17 protein-coding genes are annotated in these 17159 nt (G+C 52.0%); 10 read left to right on the plus strand and 7 right to left on the minus strand.

Annotated features, from left to right (window positions below):
* Positions 1–30 precede the first annotated feature (30 nt).
* Positions 31–591 (plus strand): spermidine N1-acetyltransferase, encoded by a 561-nt coding sequence (gene speG, locus OGY67_RS05690; RefSeq protein WP_008784731.1) that lies wholly within the window; start codon positions 31–33, stop codon positions 589–591.
* 6 nt (positions 592–597) lie between these two features.
* On the opposite strand, the gene OGY67_RS05695 is transcribed toward speG, so the two are convergent.
* Positions 598–1308 carry a YnfC family lipoprotein gene (locus OGY67_RS05695; protein WP_081003631.1) on the minus strand — a complete coding sequence of 237 codons (711 nt, stop codon included), beginning with the start codon at positions 1306–1308 and terminating at the stop codon, positions 598–600.
* A gap of 102 nt (positions 1309–1410) precedes the next feature.
* Between OGY67_RS05695 and OGY67_RS05700 the strand changes: the two genes are divergently transcribed.
* The 6 genes from OGY67_RS05700 (at position 1411) to clcB (ending at position 7856) form a co-directional block, all read left to right on the plus strand.
* Positions 1411–1719: a DUF1161 domain-containing protein gene (locus OGY67_RS05700; RefSeq protein WP_286573745.1), complete on the plus strand. Its 309-nt coding sequence runs from the start codon at positions 1411–1413 to the stop codon at positions 1717–1719.
* 148 nt (positions 1720–1867) lie between these two features.
* Positions 1868–4306, plus strand: a complete 2439-nt coding sequence (gene ynfE / locus OGY67_RS05705) for a selenate/tellurate reductase subunit YnfE (protein ID WP_286573746.1) — start codon at positions 1868–1870, stop codon at positions 4304–4306.
* A 10-nt stretch (positions 4307–4316) separates the two neighbouring features.
* The gene (gene dmsB, locus OGY67_RS05710; RefSeq protein ID WP_286573749.1) at positions 4317–4934 is read left to right on the plus strand and encodes a dimethylsulfoxide reductase iron-sulfur subunit DmsB; all 618 of its coding nucleotides are present in this window, start codon (positions 4317–4319) and stop codon (positions 4932–4934) included.
* A gap of 1 nt (position 4935) precedes the next feature.
* Positions 4936–5790 carry a dimethyl sulfoxide reductase anchor subunit family protein gene (locus OGY67_RS05715; RefSeq protein WP_100272492.1) on the plus strand — a complete coding sequence of 285 codons (855 nt, stop codon included), beginning with the start codon at positions 4936–4938 and terminating at the stop codon, positions 5788–5790.
* A 42-nt stretch (positions 5791–5832) separates the two neighbouring features.
* Positions 5833–6447 (plus strand): Tat proofreading chaperone DmsD, encoded by a 615-nt coding sequence (gene dmsD / locus OGY67_RS05720; RefSeq protein ID WP_008784725.1) that lies wholly within the window; start codon positions 5833–5835, stop codon positions 6445–6447.
* 119 nt (positions 6448–6566) lie between these two features.
* The gene (gene clcB, locus OGY67_RS05725; RefSeq protein WP_286573752.1) at positions 6567–7856 is read left to right on the plus strand and encodes a voltage-gated ClC-type chloride channel ClcB; all 1290 of its coding nucleotides are present in this window, start codon (positions 6567–6569) and stop codon (positions 7854–7856) included.
* Here clcB and bioD read toward each other — a convergent pair.
* From bioD to ynfL, 3 genes are all read right to left on the minus strand, one after another.
* Positions 7812–8507 carry a dethiobiotin synthase gene (gene bioD, locus OGY67_RS05730; protein WP_020996409.1) on the minus strand — a complete coding sequence of 232 codons (696 nt, stop codon included), beginning with the start codon at positions 8505–8507 and terminating at the stop codon, positions 7812–7814. The genes clcB and bioD overlap by 45 nt on opposite strands.
* 125 nt (positions 8508–8632) lie before the next feature.
* Positions 8633–9853 (minus strand): sugar metabolism global transcriptional regulator Mlc, encoded by a 1221-nt coding sequence (gene mlc / locus OGY67_RS05735; protein WP_003832888.1) that lies wholly within the window; start codon positions 9851–9853, stop codon positions 8633–8635.
* Positions 9854–9981: 128 nt separating this feature from the next.
* Complete coding sequence (gene ynfL / locus OGY67_RS05740; RefSeq protein ID WP_032943386.1) at positions 9982–10881, minus strand: multidrug efflux transcriptional activator YnfL/SxtR(Kp); 900 nt, start codon at positions 10879–10881, stop codon at positions 9982–9984.
* Between the two features lie 107 nt (positions 10882–10988).
* Here ynfL and ynfM point away from each other — a divergent pair, with 107 nt between their 5' ends.
* Positions 10989–12242: a multidrug efflux MFS transporter YnfM/SxtP(Kp) gene (ynfM, locus tag OGY67_RS05745; protein ID WP_003832886.1), complete on the plus strand. Its 1254-nt coding sequence runs from the start codon at positions 10989–10991 to the stop codon at positions 12240–12242.
* Positions 12243–12275: 33 nt separating this feature from the next.
* Here the strand turns inward: ynfM and OGY67_RS05750 are convergent, their stop codons facing one another.
* The 3 genes from OGY67_RS05750 to OGY67_RS05760 all read right to left on the minus strand — a co-directional run bounded on the left by OGY67_RS05750 (position 12276) and on the right by OGY67_RS05760 (position 15303).
* Entirely contained in the window at positions 12276–12950 is a 675-nt protein-coding gene (locus tag OGY67_RS05750; RefSeq protein ID WP_286573754.1) for a CPBP family intramembrane glutamic endopeptidase, read from the minus strand.
* A gap of 143 nt (positions 12951–13093) precedes the next feature.
* Positions 13094–14584: a sensor histidine kinase gene (locus tag OGY67_RS05755; RefSeq protein WP_286573756.1), complete on the minus strand. Its 1491-nt coding sequence runs from the start codon at positions 14582–14584 to the stop codon at positions 13094–13096.
* Positions 14581–15303 (minus strand): winged helix-turn-helix domain-containing protein, encoded by a 723-nt coding sequence (locus OGY67_RS05760; RefSeq protein WP_008784719.1) that lies wholly within the window; start codon positions 15301–15303, stop codon positions 14581–14583. Before OGY67_RS05760 ends, OGY67_RS05755 begins: the two co-directional genes overlap by 4 nt.
* 188 nt (positions 15304–15491) lie before the next feature.
* Here OGY67_RS05760 and msrP point away from each other — a divergent pair, with 188 nt between their 5' ends.
* Both msrP and msrQ read left to right on the plus strand, forming a co-directional pair.
* Positions 15492–16496 (plus strand): protein-methionine-sulfoxide reductase catalytic subunit MsrP, encoded by a 1005-nt coding sequence (msrP, locus tag OGY67_RS05765; protein WP_003832879.1) that lies wholly within the window; start codon positions 15492–15494, stop codon positions 16494–16496.
* The gene (msrQ, locus tag OGY67_RS05770; protein WP_286573759.1) at positions 16497–17123 is read left to right on the plus strand and encodes a protein-methionine-sulfoxide reductase heme-binding subunit MsrQ; all 627 of its coding nucleotides are present in this window, start codon (positions 16497–16499) and stop codon (positions 17121–17123) included.
* The last annotated feature ends 36 nt before the right edge of the window (positions 17124–17159 follow it).

The raw sequence follows: 17159 nt of genomic DNA on the forward strand, positions 1-17159 counted from the left end.
GCACTTTTAAGGATATTGAAAGGATACGATATGACTAGCGCCCTCAGTGTTAAGTTGCGCCCGCTGGAGCGTGAAGATTTACGATTCGTCCATCAGCTTGATAATAATGCCAGCGTAATGCGCTACTGGTTCGAAGAGCCTTACGAAGCGTTTGTTGAGCTGTCAGACCTGTATGACAAACACATCCACGACCAAAGCGAACGCCGCTTCGTGGTGGAGTGCGACGGTGAAAAAGCCGGACTGGTGGAATTGGTTGAAATTAACCATGTACACCGCCGGGCCGAATTCCAGATTATTATTTCGCCGGAATATCAGGGGAAGGGTCTGGCCTCACGGGCAGCAAAGCTGGCAATGGACTATGGCTTTACCGTGCTCAACCTCTATAAGCTGTATCTGATCGTCGATAAAGAGAACGAAAAGGCTATCCACATCTACCGTAAACTCGGTTTTATGGTGGAAGGCGAGCTGATCCATGAGTTCTTTATCAACGGCCAATACCGCAACACGATTCGTATGTGTATCTTCCAGCAGCAGTATCTGGCAGAGCACAAAACGGCAGGCCCTAATCTGTTGCCGCCTACCGCTCAGTAAACACGACTAGTAGTAGTCGATCGTGTTTTCAATCGAGTAATGATGTTCAACTGCCGGCTTCACGCTTTCATCAACGATAACAAGCTGGCAGTTGATCGGATTTGCGTATTCATCGTATTTGCACGTTTGTTTGACATTGCCTAACGGATGATTGTTGAGCATGCTCACCGCGGTGTAATCTAACTTCTTCAATGGGTCAACCGACGGTTTAGCATCAACCTGCAAAGTGCTGTCCTTACTGACGGTTGTTTTGCCCAGCGGGTAGCCTTCGGCATCATATCGATACTGCACCTTCATCTCTTTCCCCGTGGCGGAAACGACAAAACCGTTATCGTCGGTATCCCACACCACACCTGCAGCAGGCAGTTCCGCCAGTTGGCATTTGCCCTGTAAACGGATCCGTTTTTCCAGCGTTTCGGCATCCCGATAGTAGTTAGCATCCAGGACCAGCGCCATACCGGTATTGTTTTCGATATCGTGCAGTTCAAGTGTATCGAAACACCCTTCCTGTGACAGGGTACCAGCGACGCGCTTGGTGACCTCACCTTTGTCGTTGAGCAGCGTTTGACTGAAATCTTTCACCGGCCCGCGCAGCGGATCGAAATCAAACTCATTGGAAAAACTGGCCATTTCCGGCGTAAAGGAAACCAGCCCTTTGGCGTTATCACACCCGACCAGCACGACACACAGGAAACCTAACAGGGTCTGTTTCTTCACATTTTTCACCGGGATAAGAAGATAATTCTCAATCATATTAGCAAATACAGTTATTTACACCAGAAATGCTAATCTTAGTCTATGTCGATCATAAAGGAGCTGATGATGAAATACGTAACAGGAATTGCCGCGATCTTACTGGCAGTTGCATCCCCACAGGTTCTGGCGGCACCTGCGTCATGTGAACGCGTGAAAAGCGATATCGAGCAGCGCATCATCAATAATGGAGTCGCAGAGTCCAGCTTTACGCTGAACATCGTCCCCAACGATCAGGCCGCTCAACCTGATTCGCTGGTGGTAGGACATTGTGCAAACGATACGCACAAAATTCTCTACACCCGGACTAACAGTGGAAACGCCCCTGCCAACAGCTCGCCTGCACAGGACGGGCACGTCGCCGAACCGCAATAAATCATACCCTCCGTACGCGGAGGGTTACTCCAGTTTGATTTGCATTAAGATGCCATACTCATAAATGGGTAAACTCACTCTATTATTAGCATGCTATTAATTTAGCTGTAGAGATTAATATATAGCGATAACTATAATGGAGTGAGTTATGTCTGATACAGAGCAATATGGAGGCATTAGCCGCAGGATGTTAGTGAAATCCTCGGCTATAGGTTCGTTGGCGCTTGCCGCTGGCGGGTTATCGTTACCTTTTGGGATGCGCACCGCAGCTGCTGCGGTACAACAGGCGATACAACCGGCTGAAGAGAAAGTGGTTTGGGGCGCTTGTTCCGTGAACTGCGGCAGTCGTTGTGCCCTGCAACTCCACGTAAAAGATGACGAGGTCGTATGGGTGGAGTCTGATACGACCGGAGACGATATTTATGGTCAGCACCAGGTGCGTGCCTGTTTACGTGGACGCTCAATCCGTCGACGGATCAATCATCCGGATCGTCTCAATTATCCTATGAAGCGCGTGGGCAAACGCGGTGAGGGTAAATTCGAACGCATAACCTGGCAGGAAGCGCTGGATACCATCAGCACCAGTTTAAAAATTACCGTACAAAAATACGGTAATGAGGCCGTGTACATCAACTACACCTCTGGCATTGTCGGCGGCAATATTACTCGCTCCTCCCCTTATGCCTCGCTGGTCGCTCGATTGATGAACTGCTATGGCGGATTCCTGAGCCATTACGGCACATACAGTACCGCACAAATCGCGGCGGCAATGCCTTACACCTACGGCTCAAATGACGGCAACAGTACCTCCGACATTGAAAACACGAAGCTGGTGGTGATGTTCGGCAATAACCCTGCCGAAACGCGCATGAGCGGCGGTGGCATAACATACTTCCTTGAGCAGGCCCGGGAGCGTTCTAACGCCCGCATGATCGTCATCGACCCGCGTTATACCGATACCGCTGCGGGTCGTGAAGATGAGTGGATCCCTATCCGTCCGGGAACCGATGCCGCACTGGTGGCGGGAATCGCCTGGGTCCTGATTAACGAAGATCTCGTCGACCAGGCGTTCCTTGACACATATTGCGTCGGTTATGACGAGAAAACCCTACCCGCTGACGCCCCCGCTAACGGACATTACAAGGCCTATATACTTGGCAATGGCGATGACGGTGTCGCTAAAACGCCCCAATGGGCCTCGCATGTCACAGGGATCCCGGCCGAGCGCATCATTAAACTGGCACGAGAAATCGGTAGTACAAAACCGGCGTATATTTGTCAGGGTTGGGGTCCACAACGTCAGGCTAACGGCGAACTGACTTCGCGCGCGATCGCAATGCTGCCAATCCTGACTGGCAACGTTGGCATCAACGGCGGCAATAGCGGTGCACGAGAATCAACCTACACCATCACGATTGAACGCATGCCGCTGCCGGATAATCCCATCAAAACCCAAATATCCTGCTTTAGCTGGACCGACGCCATCGCCCGGGGTCCGGAAATGACCGCAACCCGCGATGGCGTGCGCGGGAAAGATAAGCTCGATGTACCGATTAAATTTATCTGGAACTACGCGGGCAACACCATTACTAATCAGCACTCAGATATCAATAAAACGCATGAGATCCTTCAGGATGATACGAAATGCGAAATGATAGTGGTCATCGAAAATTTCATGACATCTTCGGCGAAATACGCCGATATCCTGCTGCCGGACCTAATGACCGTCGAACAGGAAGACATCATTCCTAACGACTATGCGGGCAACATGGGATACCTCATTTTTATTCAACCCGCGACGTCACCGAAGTTCGAGCGCAAACCGATTTACTGGATAATGAGCGAAGTCGCCAAACGCCTTGGCAATGATATCTATCAACGGTTTACGGAAGGCCGTACTCAGGAACAATGGCTCCAGTATCTGTATGCAAAAATGCTGGCCAAGGACCCCGCGCTCCCTTCTTATGACGAGCTGAAAAAAATGGGGATCTATAAACGCAAAGATCCTAACGGGCATTTTGTCGCTTATAAAAAATTCCGCGACAATCCGCAGGCCAATCCGCTCAAAACACCGTCTGGAAAGATTGAAATTTACTCCAGCCGGCTGGCGAAAATTGCCAACACATGGGAGTTGCAGAAGGATGAAGTAATTAGCCCACTTCCCGTCTACGCCTCCACGTTTGAAGGGTGGGACGATCCCAAACGCAGCGCATTTCCGCTGCAGTTGTTTGGCTTCCATTACAAATCCCGTACGCACTCCAGCTACGGCAATATCGATGTTCTGCAGGCGTCCTGTCGTCAGGAAGTGTGGATCAATCCCGTCGATGCCCAAAAACGTGGTATTGCAAATGGCGATATGGTGCGGGTCTTTAACGACCGCGGGGAAGTACGTATTCCGGCCAAAGTGACGCCACGGATCCTGCCTGGCGTCAGCGCAATGGGCCAGGGTGCATGGCACGATGCGGATATGGCCGGCGACAAAATTGACCATGGCGCCTGCGTCAATACGCTGACAACACAGCGCCCTTCACCGCTGGCAAAAGGCAACCCACAGCACACTAATCTGGTCGAGATCGAGAAGGTTTAAGGACTAACCCATGACAACTCAGTATGGATTTTTTATTGATTCCAGTCGTTGCACCGGGTGCAAAACCTGCGAGCTGGCCTGCAAAGACTACAAAGACCTCACCCCTGACGTCAGTTTCCGGCGGATTTACGAATACGCAGGTGGTGACTGGCAGGAGGACAACGGTGTCTGGCACCAGAACGTTTTTGCCTACTATCTCTCCATCTCCTGTAACCAGTGCGAGGATCCGGCCTGCACCAAGGTTTGTCCAAGTGGTGCGATGCATAAGCGTGAGGATGGTTTTGTGGTGGTCGATGAAGACGTGTGCATTGGCTGTCGCTACTGTCATATGGCCTGCCCGTACGGTGCGCCACAGTACAATGCTGCAAAAGGACATATGACCAAGTGTGATGGCTGCCATGATCGTGTGGCAGACGGCAAAAAGCCCATCTGCGTCGAGTCCTGTCCGCTGCGTGCGCTGGATTTTGGCCCCATCGACGAACTGCGCAAAAAACATGGTGAACTGGCTGCCGTCGCCCCGCTGCCGGGTGCGCACTTCACCAAACCAAATATTGTGATCAAACCAAACGCCAATTGCCGCCCGACCGGGGATACCACGGGTTTTCTGGCTAATCCAAAGGAGGTGTAAAATGGGAAATGGATGGCATGAATGGCCGCTGGTACTGTTCACGGTGCTGGGCCAGTGCGTAGCCGGGGCGCTGATCGTCAGTGGTTACGGCTGGCTGACCGCTAAAGACGAGCTGGTAAAACAACGTATCGTTCGCAGTATGTTTTTTCTCTGGCTGGTAATGGGCATCGCCTTTCTCGCCTCGGTTATGCATTTAGGTTCGCCGCTGCGCGCGTTTAACTCGCTGAACAGAATTGGCGCATCGGCGCTAAGTAACGAAATCGCCAGCGGTTCGCTGTTTTTCGCCGTCGGTGGCCTGTGGTGGCTGGTGGCGTTTCTCGGTAAAATGCCCGCAGCGTTAGGTAAAATCTGGATGCTGTTGAGCATGCTGCTGGGCCTGGTATTTGTCTTTGCGATGACCAACGTCTACCAGATAGACACCGTCCCAACCTGGTATAACGGCTATACTACACTGGCGTTTTTCATGACGATGCTGCTCAGTGGACCGCTATTTGCCGCTCTGCTGCTGCGTGCTGCAGGTGTTTCTTTTAACGCCGCCAGATTCGCCGGTATCAGCGTATTGGCTCTGCTGGTTACGGTGGCCGTTATTGTGCTGCAGGGACTGTCACTCGGCGAGATCCACAGTTCGGTACAATCCGCCAGCGCACTGGTTCCCGACTACGGCAGTTTACAGGTCTGGCGAGTCCTGCTGCTGGCCGCGGGTCTGGGTTGCTGGATATGTCCGTTGATCCGTCGCAAAGGACCGTCAGTTGGCGGGTTGGCGCTCGGGTTAATTCTGGTGCTTGTCGGTGAAATCATTGGCCGCGGTTTGTTTTACGGTTTACATATGACAGTCGGAATGGCTGTCGCAGGTTAACTTTCGGGTGCGGGGCAACCCGCACTGTTCAGGATTGTTTGCATGACCCATTTTTCACAACGTGACAACTTTTCTACCGCAGCGCGCGTGCTCGGCGCGCTATTTTACTATGCCCCAGACAGTGCGGAAGCTTCGGCACTGGTCAGTGCGTTAAGAACCGATGGCTGGCAGGCGCAGTGGCCGCTTGAAAAGACAACGCTTTCGCCGTTAGTCGCTCAGTTTCAGGCTGAGGCCGATGAGTCTCTCCCGCAGGCCTGGCAACGTCTGTTTGTTGGACCTTATGCGCTCCCTTCTCCGCCATGGGGATCCGTCTGGCTGGATCGTGAAAACGTGTTGTTTGGCGACTCCACGCTGGCATTACGTCAGTGGATGCGGGACAACGGCATCCAGTTTGCCATGCAGCAAAATGAGCCAGAAGATCACTTTGGTTCGCTGCTGTTGCTGACGGCCTGGCTTGCCGAGAACGAACGCCACACCGAGTGCGAGCAACTGCTGGCCTGGCATCTGTTCCCATGGTCATCACGCTTTCTTAATGTGTTTATCGAAAAAGCCGATCACCCGTTCTACCAGGCGCTTGGTGAGCTGGCGCGCCTGACGCTGGCACAGTGGCAATCACAGTTACTGATCCCGGTAGCCGATAAGCCTTTGTTCCGTTAATTTCGTCACAGGCAGGAATTGTCCTGCCTGTGGTGCATCCTGTTGCGCACGCTGAGCTTTTGCTTCTGTTGCCTAATAGCCGCAAAATAGAGCGTCTGAATTTTCCAGTCTGGCCACTCATGCATCATTTACATGCTTACCCTGACCTGCGTGCCATGTTCCGCCGCCTGCTGATCGCCGCGTTGGTTGGCGTCCTTGCTGCGCTGGCCGTCGCAGGATTTCGTCATGCCATGCTGCTTCTCGAATGGTTGTTTCTGAGCAACAACACGGGAAGTCTGGTCAACGCAGCGACAAACCTTTCGCCTTTAAGGCGTATGCTGACACCTGCACTCGGCGGCCTGGCGGCTGGATTACTACTGTGGGGTTGGCAAAAATTTAACCGTTTACGTCCGCAGGCTCCCACTGATTATATGGAAGCCCTGCAAACCGACGGACAATTTGACGTCAGTGCAAGCCTGGTGAAATCGCTGGCCTCTTTACTGGTCGTCGCCAGCGGGAGCGCCATCGGACGTGAAGGTGCCATGATTTTACTGGCGGCGCTGGCGGCCTCCTGCTTTGCTCAACGCTTTACCCCGCGTACAGAATGGAAGTTATGGATTGCCTGCGGCGCCGCTGCAGGTATGGCTGGAGCCTATCATGCCCCGCTGGCGGGCAGTTTATTTATTGCCGAAGTATTGTTTGGCACGCTGATCCTCGCCTCACTGGGGCCGGTAGTGGTGTCCGCCGTAGTCGCATTACTCACCACCAATCTGCTTAGCGACAGCAATGCACTGCTGTATACCGTGCACCTGTCGCGGGAATTACATGCTCTGGAATACGTTATGATTGTCAGCACCGGTCTGGCTGCTGGCATCTGCGGACCGCTCTTCATGTGGTTGATGACCGCCAGCCATAATGTATTTTTGCGCTTAAAACTCTCGCCACCGTGGCAACTGGCGCTTGGCGGGTTGATCGTTGGCCTGCTTTCATTGCTCACGCCTACGGTCTGGGGTAATGGCTACAGCGTGGTGCAGTCATATTTACTTTCACCACCGCTGCTGGCCGTGGTTAGCGGGATTTTTATCTGCAAATTACTGGCGGTGCTTGCCAGCAGTGGATCCGGTGCCCCGGGTGGCGTGTTTACGCCAACGCTGTTTGTCGGCTTGTCGGTGGGCATGTTGCTGGGTCAGGTATGGGGATTATGGCTTCCAGGCTCGGATGAGATTGCTATTTTACTGGGATTAACGGGGATGGCCACGCTGCTGGCGGCTACCACGCATGCACCAATAATGTCGACGCTGATGGTTTGTGAAATGACCGGGGAGTATCGCCTGCTCCCCGGATTACTGATCGCCTGTGTCCTGGCGTCGGTGCTGTCGCGTACGTTACGCCACGACTCTATCTACCGACAGCACGCTGCCGAGCATTGACAGGCGGATGTACTGAGACAGTTCACGCTGCTCTGCACGAGGCAGATAAGGCAGTTCACCGATCAGCGGTGCAGGTAATTTTTTACCCAGCACATCAATGATTTCCGCATAATGTGCCAGCCCCGGGTTAATGCGATTCGCAACCCAGCCAATCAGCGGCAGCCCGTCGCTGGCTATCGCCTGCGCGGTGAGGATCGCGTGATTAATACAGCCTTCCTGGATACCCACTACCATCAGCACCGGCAGTTGTTCCTGCACCACCCACTCCGATAACGGACGCAGATCGTTCATCAAGCTCCGCCAGCCTCCGGTGCCTTCCACGACAACGTGATCGACTTTTTCGCTGAGGCTTGCGAGACCGTTGGATAACAGGGTGTAATTGACCGGACCACTATGCGCCACGCTACTTTCATCTTCGCTCAACGCAATTGGGTTAATCGCCTCATAAGGCAGCTCGATAGATGACACACTTTGCAGTACCAGTGCATCTTTGTTGCGCAGACCTTCAGGCGTCTCTTTGCTGCCTTTGGCCACAGGTTTGTAACCTGCAACGCTTTTACCCCCTGACGCTAACGCTTGTAGTAATGCGCGGGAAACCACGGTCTTCCCAACAGAAGTGTCTGTACCTGTAATAAAGAAACGCTTCAGCATCACTAACTCCACCGTTATGCTTTGAAAATATAAGTCAGGAAAATAAAACAGTGGAGAAAGTCTAAGGTATGACGACCAGGATCAGCTTGAGATAGCGCAATTTTTCGTACAACAGTTAAAAAATGTTAACCCTGTAATAGACGAATCAACAAAGAACCGTTATACATCGCGTCCTTCACGAGTGCCGCACCCGCCATCGTCCCCTGATTGGTAAACTGCGTACTTTCAACGACAATATGCTGACTGTAAGCCGGAAGCGCCTGCTGACGAATGCTGTCCGCGATGGTTGGGAACAAGATATCTGCCGCTTTACTGAGCGGAGAGCCAATCAATATCTTTTGCGGGTTGAACAAATTCACCATGATGGCAAGAATTCGACCGACGTGGGTCCCAACGCCGCTAATGATATCTTTCGCCAATAAATCACCCTGCATTGCCGCCAGACACAGCGCGTCTACCGTTAACGGTTGTCCATGTAGAGAAGAACTCATTGACTGCTTCAGCCGCACCTGCGCCAATTCGAGCACGCTGTCGACACTGGCGATTGTTTCCAGACAACCATGGTTGCCGCAGTAGCAGCGTTTACCGTAGGGATCGACCTGCGTATGGCCAATCTCCACCAGGCTACTGCTGCCTGCATGCAGCAAATGGCCGTCAGTGATCACCCCTGCACCCACGTTATGATCGATCACCACCTGAATGACGTCGCGCGCACCGCGCGATGCGCCAAAAAGCGCCTCGGCCATCGTCCAGGCGCTGATATCGTGCTGAATATACACCGGCACGCCGGTATGGTTCTCAAGCGCTTCGCCCAACGGCATCTCTTTGACATCTTCGTAAAATGGCATGCGATGAACGATACCGTTTTCAGTATCAATAATGCCGGGTAAGGTGATGGCGATGGAGGTTAAGCGCTCCAGCTTTTGCTGGTGGCGGATGAAAAACTGATCGACCTGGGTTATCACGCGATCCAGCAACGGTGTTTCGCTGACCAGCGCCATTTCAAGACAATCTTCAACCACCAGCTTGCTGCTCAGATCGCGTAGCGCCAGAAAAATCTCGCCACGACTGATACGAATGGATAAGTAGTGCCAGGCCTCCGTTTCGACAACCAGCCCAACGGCCGGACGACCACGGCTACCCGCTTCCTTAATTTCCAGCTCTTGCACCAGATGCGCTTCGAGCATTTCGCGGACAATTTTGGTAATGCTGGCAGGCGCCAATTGTGCCAGGCGGGAGAGATCAATACGCGATACCGGACCCAGCTGATCAATCAGGCGATAAACCGCACCCGCATTGGTCTGCTTAATTTGATCGATATGCCCAGGCTGACTATCAGCAACCACCACTTACTCCCTTTATTTTCGCGCTCCGAAATAATCTGCGGGCTATGGTGAAGCACTTCAATGGCTTCCGTCAACTTTTTACTTAGCCTTGTGATTTACTGCACATTTTCGCCCATTTTTAAACTAAATTAACCGCTCTGAACGGCCGCCAGAAGCTGCTCGCGAAAGCGTTGCGCGGCGTGACTTTGCTCATGATGCTTTGGCCACACTAACCACATTTCCGAGACAGCATCTTCTTCCGCTATCGGGATCCAACACATTTCATACAGCTGCACCCGTTTAAAAGAAGCAGGAAGTATAGAAACCCCTAATCCTGCGGCCACCAGCCCGATGATAGTCATCGCCTCGCCAACCTCCTGCGCAATCGTCGGCTTCAGTCCATAGCGACGCATCAGGCCCAGAATATCGTCATACAACCCTGTCCCCACATGGGGGTCAAAAAAGACAAATGGCTCATTCGCCAGCTCGGCCAACGTGACCACGGGTTTTTGCGCCAACGGATGCGCGCGTGGGATCATCGCCATCAGTGGTTCATGCAGAATGATTTCACGCTCCAGCGTTTCCGGAAGCTGCGTATTACGCAGAAGTCCCAAATCCAGCGTTCCTTCATTGAGCGGGGCAATTTGCTCACGCGTGTTCATTTCACGGGTTTGCATATGCACTGCCGGGTAGCTTTGGCGAAACAGCGATAACGTATCTGAAACCGCTTTGATAAACGGCGCGGACGACGTAAAGCCGATACGCAATTCCCCTGCTTCTCCCAGATGCAAACGCTCAGCCCTGGCGGCGGCTTCATTAACCAGCCCGAGGATCTGCCGACTGTCCGCCAGAAACTGCTTTCCGGCAGAGGTCAGCGCCACGCTACGGTTAGTTCGGGCAAGTAACCGGGCGCCAACCTGCTGTTCAAGGATCTGGATCTGCTGACTTAGCGGCGGTTGCGAAATGTTTAACCGCGCCGCCGCCCGACCAAAATGCAACTCTTCGGCAACGGCCACAAAGTAACGTAAATGACGCAGTTCGATATTCATATTTTTAAAATATTATTTGAGATTATTAATATATTAGACAGAATATTGTGATTTTCATACTCTTAAGGCTGGTCCTGTAGACGTAATTGAATGAGCAAGGATTTCAAGTGAGCCGTACAACAACTGTCGATACCGCGCCAACAAGCGATGTTGATGAACAGATAGTTACCCCGCCGGATGGATTTATCAAACGCGGAACATCCCCATTTATGCGCGTCACGCTGGCGCTGTTTTCCGCCGGACTGGCGACTTTTGCCCTCCTCTATTGCGTTCAACCCATACTGCCAGTGCTCTCGCACGAGTTTGGGGTTTCTCCCGCAAGCAGCAGTATCTCGCTTTCCATCTCGACGGCGATGCTGGCGATAGGGTTACTGTTTACCGGCCCACTTTCAGATGCTATTGGCCGCAAGCCGGTGATGGTTACCGCGCTGCTGCTCGCCTCTTGTTGTACGCTGCTTTCAACGATGATGACCAGCTGGCACGGTATTTTAATCATGCGTGCTCTGATAGGACTTTCACTGAGCGGCGTCGCAGCGGTAGGGATGACCTATCTGAGTGAAGAAATTCATCCCAGTTTCGTCGCCTTCTCAATGGGCCTGTATATCAGCGGTAACTCAATTGGCGGAATGAGTGGTCGCTTGATCAGCGGCGTGTTTACCGACTTTTTTAACTGGCGTATCGCGCTGGCGGCGATCGGCTGTTTTGCCCTTGCCTCTGCGCTGATGTTCTGGAAAATCTTACCGGAATCCCGTCATTTCAGACCCACATCGCTGCGCCCGAAAACGTTGTTTATCAACTTCCGTTTGCACTGGCGCGACAAAGGTTTGCCGCTGCTGTTTGCGGAAGGTTTTTTACTGATGGGATCGTTTGTCACGCTGTTTAATTATATCGGCTACCGCCTGATGCTCTCCCCGTGGGAGCTCAGCCAGGCGGTTGTAGGTTTGTTATCTGTGGCGTATCTGACCGGGACATGGAGTTCGCCAAAGGCGGGTTCTATGACCACTCGTTATGGTCGTGGCCCGGTAATGCTCTTTTCAACAGGCGTGATGCTGGTTGGACTTTTGATGACCCTGTTCACATCGCTATGGCTGATCTTCGCCGGGATGCTGCTCTTTTCAGCCGGGTTCTTTGCCGCGCACTCCGTAGCAAGCAGTTGGATTGGACCACGAGCAAAACGCGCTAAAGGCCAGGCTTCTTCCCTGTATCTGTTCAGCTATTATCTGGGATCCAGTATTGCCGGTACGCTGGGCGGTGTGTTCTGGCACAGCTATGGCTGGAACGGCGTGGGCGGATTTATCGCCCTGATGCTGGTGTTGGCGTTGCTGGTCGGTGCGCGTTTGCACCATCGTCTGCACGTATAATCCGCGATGCCCGGGTTCCGGGCATCACCTTCATCACCCTGGCTGTAACGTCTGAGCCGCCATCTGCAGAGCAACAACCGTCCCGTTCATCACTATATGCAGCAAAATTGGCATCAACAGACCGTTGCTTTTCAGTCTGGCCAGGATCAACACCTGCGACACAAGAAACAACATCAGCAACGTGCGTAGATCCACATACTGCGTATGCATGATGGCAAAAATGACCGATACCACCACTGACGACAGCCAGGTTTTATTATTGAACCAGTACTGGAACGCGTTGAATAAACAGCCTCTAAAAACAATTTCTTCATAAACTGGCGCGATAAATATCAGGGTCAACGTAGATAACCACAACGCATAACTACTTAAGGATATTTGGCTGGTCACCCACGCTTCGGTTTGTCTGAGCCCCAAAATCAATGGCAGGATAAGCTGAATAAACAGCAGCCCCGCGAACAAAATGGCAAACCACCTGGCGTTGAAAATGCCTTTGCCCAGTCCCTCTCTTTTTCTAAAGAAGAAGTAATACAGCGGAACCAGCACAATAAATTCCAGCGCAAACAGCAGCGGAAAAAGTAACCCTTTGGCAAGCAGGTCCAAAAACAACGGGGTAAACGTGAGGCCAAACATCAGTAAAAACATTGAAAAGCAGCCAGCAACTGCTTTAGTCCTGGCGATATACAGGTTGTCGGCATCCTGTGACATACAATCTCCTTGCGCTCATCGAAGATAAGTTGATGAATTACCTATGCATGATAAAAATTCTCATTATCACTGACAACCTACCAACTTTTACGCAATGCCCATGAGTACAATGCCAAAACCCTCTTTACTCCGGAACTTCACCGTCAACTACTCAGAGGAGAATCCGCCAGCGGCAACGAGAAACGGAAGCAGGCCCCTGCCGTTGAGCTAACCAGATGGATATCTCCTCCATGCAGTTCGAGCATTCTACGCACGATCAGTAAGCCCAGGCCGCCGCGCTCGGCCCGCTGCTCACGGGGAATTAACGCGGTCGGGCGCTGAAACAATACTTCTCGCACAGCTTCTTCTACCCCTGGCCCACTGTCCTGCACTTCGGCGAATAAACGGTCTTCATCACGCCAGACTTTTAGCCGCACTTCGCCTCCGTCAGGCGTATGACGGATAGCGTTATCCAGCAAATTCGTCACGACTCTTTCTATCATCGATAAATCGGCATTCACCAGCGGTAACGGCCCCGTTACGTCAAGGTGCAACTGCAAATGACGCGTGGCAACAGGGAGATCAAATTTCTGTGCCACATCCTGGATCAATTCACCAATAGCAAAACGTTCACGCTGCGGTTTTATACCGCCATGCTCCAGCCTTGCCAGCTCAAACAGCTGTTGTGACAGATGGCGAACTTTATGCCCCTGGCGCAGCGCGATGCTAAGATAATGCCGGTTTTCCTCCGGCGTCATCGTATCGGCTTTCAGCGACAGCATTTCCAGATACCCCAACAGCGAAGTCAACGGCGTGCGTAGGTCGTGCGAAATATTGGCAATAAACTCTCTGCGCTGACGATCGCTGTCTGCTAATAAATCCCACTGCTGGGCAATTTTCTGCGCTAACTCAATAAACGCATTGTTCAGCAGCGCTATTTCATTCTCCGGTACCGGTTCGGGATTTTTTTGTGCCAATTGTTTGATGACGGTAATGCTGTCCTTCTCCAGTTTTACCACCTGTCCGGTTAGCCTTTTTACTGGATTCGTCACCCATCGCCACACCAGAAAACCTGCAATTCCACCGGCTAATAAAACCAGTATTAACGTCCAGGCCACGGTATTCCAGAGCGTTTTTTGCCAGGCGGTATTCGCCAGCATATTCAGATCTTCGCCCTGCAGAATAATGTACAAATAGCCATGTAGCTCACCGTTATATAAAACTGGCGCGGCGCTGAATACCTTTTGCTGGCTGCTACGCGGATCGTTGCCATAGACGGGCAACGCATCTGAGTTAAGGAAATCCTGTATCGGCTGTACGCTAATTTTCTGCCGCTGGATATGCCCCGGCGGTGCGGCATCAGCAAGTATTTCACCTGATGGTGAAACCAGATACAGCTCCACGCTGGGGTTGAGCGTCATCAGGTGATTAAACAATCCTTTTAAGGTCTGGCGATTAATCTGCCCGCTGGTATCAATAAGCGACTCACTTTTGACAATCTTGCTCGCCAGCTCCAGTGAGAGCCTTTGCACCATGGCGTCACCATACTGTTTACTGCTGCGAATCTGGACAACACTGACGGTAACCGCACAAATCAGCATAATGGCGGTAAAGACGAGGGTCAGACGCTGGCTCAGCGACAGGCGATAAATCATGGCTGATGCTCCGCGTTAACCGCAGCAAGCTTATAGCCTCGTCCCCAAACCGTGAGAATAATTTCCGGCTCGGCAGCATCCTTTTCAATTTTGGTCCGCAGGCGATTAATATGACTGTTCACCGTATGCTCATACCCTTCATGCTGGTAGCCCCACACCTGATCTAACAGCGCCTGACGCGAAAAGACCTCGCCTGGATGACGGGCGAAAAAATAGAGCAGATCGAATTCGCGCGGCGTTAAATCGAGGGATTTACCATGCAGCCGGACTTCCCGGGCTAATGGGTCAATCTCTACGCCATGAACGGTGATAATCCCCGCCTCCATACGTAGGTTCTGACTCATCGCTTCCTGACGACGAAACAATGCCTTTACCCGGGCCATCAACTCCAGCACCGAGAAAGGTTTGGCCAGATAATCATCGGCACCCATCTCCAGCCCCAATACACGGTGCGTTTCACTGGTGCGGGCGCTGATGATAATGACGGGCAAATAAAAACTCATTTGGCGAATGCGACGACAAATCTCCAGCCCGTCGACACCCGGCAGCATCAGATCGAGGATAACGGCATCCCAGACGTGTTTCTCCAGTTGTTCAAGCGCACGAGCTCCGTCTGCCTCATGAACAATCTCGTAACCCTCATCCTTCAGGCTAAGCTGCAAAAGTGAGGCAATATCGCTGTCATCTTCCACCAAAAATATCTTTTTCGCGCCTGCCATCAGTGTCATCCCCCTCTCGTCGTGCTGAAAGCTTACCTCAGGCAAGGGGCGGAAGTTATCACAAAATTTTTAACTTTTCGTGAGGATCCAGGGATACGCATGCGAGCAGTATGTCGTTATAGACACGTCAGACATCAACAGGGAAACGTCGCTTGTTTTCCTTAACATGAAAATAAGAAGGAAAAGTCATGCTAAAAAAACGTCCACTTCGGGAAGCAGATGTTACAGCCGAGTCAGTATTTTTTATGCAACGACGACAGATCCTCAAAGCACTTGGGATAGGTGCTGCTGCGGCCACGCTGTCCTCCCCTACACAGGCTAATTTGCTGGATTGGTTTAAAGGCAACGATCGTCCACCCGCACCCGCAGGCAAAGCGCTTGAGTTCACAAAGCCCGAACGCTGGCAAAACAGCCTGTCACTGACGCCAGAAGACAAGGTGACGGGCTACAACAATTTCTACGAATTTGGTCTGGATAAAGCCGATCCTGCGGCCAATGCCGGTAGCCTGAAAACCGATCCCTGGACGTTAACCATCAGCGGTGAGGTCAACAAACCTTTAACCTTGGATCATGATGCGCTGACCACACGCTTTCCATTAGAAGAACGTATTTATCGGATGCGTTGCGTTGAGGCCTGGTCGATGGTTGTGCCGTGGGTGGGTTTTCCGTTGCATAAATTACTGGCGCTGGTTGAGCCAACCAGTCACGCCAAATATGTTGCCTTTGAAACACGCTACGCCCCTGATGAAATGCCGGGTCAGAAAGACCGTTTTATTGGCGGTGGGTTGAAATATCCCTATGTCGAAGGTCTGCGGTTGGATGAGGCCATGCACCCGCTTACACTTCTCACCGTAGGCGTATATGGCAAAGCATTGCCGCCGCAAAACGGGGCGCCGATACGCCTGACCGTACCCTGGAAATACGGCTTCAAGGGCATTAAATCGATAGTCAGTATCAAGCTGACGCGTGAGCAGCCGCCGACGACCTGGAATATGTCAGCACCGAATGAATACGGATTTTACGCCAACGTAAATCCGCAGGTCGATCACCCTCGCTGGTCTCAGGCTACTGAGCGTTTTATCGGTTCGGGTGGCATTCTCGATGTACAGCGACAGCCCACGTTACCTTTTAATGGTTATGCCGATGAGGTGGCATCGTTATATCAGGGCATGGATCTTCGGGAGTATTTTTAAGTGAGGTTGACTGCAAAACAGATAACCGGCCTGAAAGTGCTGCTGCATCTCGCCGGTTTTTTACCCCTGCTATGGCTCTTCTGGGCCGCGCGGCATGGCGGGTTGGGTGCCGACCCGGGAAAAAATATCCAGCACTTTACGGGCATTACCGCGCTGAAGTTTTTGCTGGCTACCCTGCTGGTATCGCCGCTTGCACGCTACGCAAAGCAACCTTTGTTGTTTCGTACCCGGCGGTTGTTAGGTTTATGGTGCTTTGCATGGGCCACACTGCATATAACCAGCTATGCTCTGCTGGAACTGGGTATACAAAACCTGGGATTGTTGGGTCGTGAACTGGTTTCACGCCCATGGCTCATGCTGGGTATGGCCGGTTGGATTATCTTATTCCTGTTGACGTTGACCTCGACACAAGCCGCTCAGCGTAAAATGGGCAAACGCTGGCAAACATTGCACAACTACGTCTACCTGGCCGCCATTTTGCTACCGCTGCATTATCTGTGGTCGGTAAAAGTGTTATCACCGCTCCCTATTATCTACGCCATCTGTTTTGTGGTTCTGCTGGCTTTTCGCTATAAAAAGCTGTTACGGAAAACCGGGTACAAAGGTGTGTTTATGAAAAGTGAGTGAATCACGGTAAACTTCTTAACCACACCTAAACAGAAC

Source organism: Citrobacter sp. Cpo015, from assembly GCF_030333035.1.
In the GTDB taxonomy this organism is placed as follows: domain Bacteria; phylum Pseudomonadota; class Gammaproteobacteria; order Enterobacterales; family Enterobacteriaceae; genus Citrobacter; species Citrobacter portucalensis.

What these genes read in the sequence shown, in the direction of transcription:
- OGY67_RS05715 (WP_100272492.1), top strand. Translation starts at nt 4,936, where the DNA reads ATGGGAAATGGATGGCATGAATGGCCGCTGGTACTGTTCACGGTGCTG.
- bioD (WP_020996409.1), bottom strand. Translation starts at nt 8,507, where the DNA reads ATGCTGAAGCGTTTCTTTATTACAGGTACAGACACTTCTGTTGGGAAG.
- dmsB (WP_286573749.1), top strand. Translation starts at nt 4,317, where the DNA reads ATGACAACTCAGTATGGATTTTTTATTGATTCCAGTCGTTGCACCGGG.
- msrP (WP_003832879.1), top strand. Translation starts at nt 15,492, where the DNA reads ATGCTAAAAAAACGTCCACTTCGGGAAGCAGATGTTACAGCCGAGTCA.
- dmsD (WP_008784725.1), top strand. Translation starts at nt 5,833, where the DNA reads ATGACCCATTTTTCACAACGTGACAACTTTTCTACCGCAGCGCGCGTG.
- ynfE (WP_286573746.1), top strand. Translation starts at nt 1,868, where the DNA reads ATGTCTGATACAGAGCAATATGGAGGCATTAGCCGCAGGATGTTAGTG.
- OGY67_RS05760 (WP_008784719.1), bottom strand. Translation starts at nt 15,303, where the DNA reads ATGGCAGGCGCGAAAAAGATATTTTTGGTGGAAGATGACAGCGATATT.
- OGY67_RS05700 (WP_286573745.1), top strand. Translation starts at nt 1,411, where the DNA reads ATGATGAAATACGTAACAGGAATTGCCGCGATCTTACTGGCAGTTGCA.
- OGY67_RS05755 (WP_286573756.1), bottom strand. Translation starts at nt 14,584, where the DNA reads ATGATTTATCGCCTGTCGCTGAGCCAGCGTCTGACCCTCGTCTTTACC.
- speG (WP_008784731.1), top strand. Translation starts at nt 31, where the DNA reads ATGACTAGCGCCCTCAGTGTTAAGTTGCGCCCGCTGGAGCGTGAAGAT.
- OGY67_RS05750 (WP_286573754.1), bottom strand. Translation starts at nt 12,950, where the DNA reads ATGTCACAGGATGCCGACAACCTGTATATCGCCAGGACTAAAGCAGTT.
- ynfL (WP_032943386.1), bottom strand. Translation starts at nt 10,881, where the DNA reads ATGAATATCGAACTGCGTCATTTACGTTACTTTGTGGCCGTTGCCGAA.
- clcB (WP_286573752.1), top strand. Translation starts at nt 6,567, where the DNA reads ATGCATCATTTACATGCTTACCCTGACCTGCGTGCCATGTTCCGCCGC.